Source organism: Treponema sp. Marseille-Q4523, from assembly GCF_016901105.1.
GTDB lineage: Bacteria > Spirochaetota > Spirochaetia > Treponematales > Treponemataceae > Treponema_D.
Genome location: NZ_JAFEVM010000078.1, coordinates 1 through 2195, shown reverse-complemented (window position 1 = coordinate 2195; position 2195 = coordinate 1). Strand labels below are relative to the sequence as shown.

Sequence of the window (2195 nt, the reverse complement as noted above, 5' to 3'; positions counted from 1 at the left end):
ATATAAAGACAACGTCTAACACCCGCTTCAACACTGACATTGCGGACGAGCGGCAAATGCAGGTTAAGCGAATGTTAGATTGACCTCTTCGAGGCGAAAAAATTGATAATGCAAATAGATATTAATCAATAGTTAAGGAGGAATAATGAAACACATCATCAGACTAGCCGCGGTGATTTTCACAGTAACTGTTTTGTATGCGCAGAATACGCTAATCACTGAAAAATCATTCATCGTTGTGCGGAATGGAAAAGAGGTTACTGCAACTTACGGAGGGAAGCCTTTGAGCGGCGATTCTTGGAAAGATAGAACAACCCCCTCGGCTGTACTCGCCGCGTTCTTTGTCAGCTATTTTAAGCAAACTGACGACTGGCATGATTTGATCGTGAATAATACATTTTATGAGATATTAGTCGACGAAATGAATGAGGCTTATAAGCAGTTCTACGGAATAGCCGATACAATTTCCATTACAATTAGTCCTGAAAAATTTATGCTTAAGGGGGACGCAACCGCTTTTTACACGATAAAAATCGCATATTCCTATGAGGGCAAAACTGACGAAGGTGAAGATGAAGTTACTATGGAAAAAGACAAAAAAAGCGGTGAATGGCTTGTGGCGGAATTGCCTTTGTAGAAACGCTTTCGATTTAGGGGCGCTTCCATTTGCTCTCGCCAAAAGATATCCTAATGCCGGTAAAACTCAGGTCTGGCAGCGGGTATTTCTCCAAACACGTCGATGGCAGAATAAAGAAACAGGGGAACACCATATCGCCCCTTCGGTCATTCAGCGAACCCTGTATGAAGCTGTTTTACGGTTAGGTATTCCAAAGGCTGTTGATGATGTGTTCCGACGGATATTATGTTAGAAAGATGTTAGTGCTTTAAGTGTAGCAGTTTAGATTGCAAATGGGGCGTTCGTATGATATTATGAGGAAGGAGCGAAAGGGTGTTATACGGACGCCCGCACAGGGGCGCTTTTTGAACAAAAAAGTAAAAAGTTCTATAACAATTCTCAATTAAATTTTTGGAGGACTTTTTTTATGAAGAAGAAGTTTATTGGATTAGTGTCCATTGTTGGAATTTTAATTTGTTTTGCCAGTTGTAGCAATCCGGCGTCTTCAGAGGATAATACAACTTACAAAATCGAAGTTGGTGTGGTATCAAATTCAACATACAATACTGCATTGAGCAAAATCACATATTGGAGTGAAGTCAGTTATTCAAATATAGCTTCCTTGAGATTGTATTTATATAATAATACTATCTCTGACCATGAAGTACAGACTGGAGTAACAATTGATGAAATAAGGGATTTCTTACTTTCAAAAGGAATGTCAAACTATGAAGCAAATACTAAAATAGAAACATTGAAAACAATCGGTAATGATATTGTGTTTGGAGAACATGCAACAGACTCAACAAAAAAAAGTTTGGATGTATGCTACAAAGTAAAAGTAGAAAATTGTTTCAGCAAGTCGAGCTTGCTGAAACAATTAATAGAACTTTAAGGTAAAGACGAAGAAGCGGTTCAAAAAAATCCATGAAAAGTATAAATGCTTCTTCCAAAAGAAAAAGGAATAATTTTCCATCGAGTCGGTGCTCGCTGGAAAATTAATTGAACTTTAGGCCGTCGTAATGTAGCGGTTGTATGCGGCGTTACGCCGCATGAAAAGTAAAAGCAGAAATTTCAGAAATATAGAAAAAGATTCTGGAAAATAGTAAGTTGTAAAAAACAGGTTCGTAGAATCTGTAAAAATAAATATGGGGAAAATTGTTGTACGAAAGTAATTTCGTATAACAATGGCTTCAAAGCGGATGTCGCGGTCAAGCCGCGCCACCGTTTAAGCCTATGTTATGTGGACCCTTCGGGCACAGAAAATATAATTCCATGCATTCATATATTGTTTATGGTTTCACTATTTTTTGGTGATTCTGAATAAAAGATAGTTTAGGAGATTAATATGAGTTTAACATCTATTTCTATGTATTGCGAACTAACTAAACCACGTTTCGAAAACTTTCAGCATCTAATAACTTTGCTAAAGGAAAAGAGTATTTTTTTTGAAAACATCTCTATTTCTGCTAGATCTGATGAGGGTAATAATTTTGAATATGATTCAGTTGAAGATTTAAAAATATTAAGTAATGATAATATTTATGACTATAATATTAATATTAGGTTTCAAAATTAT

At 36.4% G+C, this 2195-nt stretch carries 3 protein-coding genes and 1 pseudogene; all 4 read left to right on the top strand.

What is annotated here, in order from left to right; genetic code table 11:
* The first annotated feature begins 145 nt into the window (after window positions 1–145).
* A complete protein-coding gene (locus JSQ97_RS12700; RefSeq protein WP_205076386.1) occupies window positions 146–637 on the top strand; it encodes a hypothetical protein in 492 nt (163 codons plus the stop codon).
* A 16-nt stretch (window positions 638–653) separates the two neighbouring features.
* Window positions 654–839: pseudogene (locus JSQ97_RS13020) on the top strand (integron integrase); the annotation flags it as partial.
* Between the two features lie 204 nt (window positions 840–1043).
* Window positions 1044–1511: a hypothetical protein gene (locus JSQ97_RS12695; protein ID WP_205076385.1), complete on the top strand. Its 468-nt coding sequence runs from the start codon at window positions 1044–1046 to the stop codon at window positions 1509–1511.
* 453 nt (window positions 1512–1964) lie between these two features.
* Window positions 1965–2195 (top strand): hypothetical protein (locus JSQ97_RS12690; protein WP_205076384.1); only part of this gene is annotated, 231 nt, incomplete at its 3' end.

Bases quoted from the DNA above. Each gene is read 5' to 3' on its own strand.
- JSQ97_RS12700 (WP_205076386.1), top strand. From the start codon at position 146: ATGAAACACATCATCAGACTAGCCGCGGTGATTTTCACAGTAACTGTT.
- JSQ97_RS12695 (WP_205076385.1), top strand. From the start codon at position 1,044: ATGAAGAAGAAGTTTATTGGATTAGTGTCCATTGTTGGAATTTTAATT.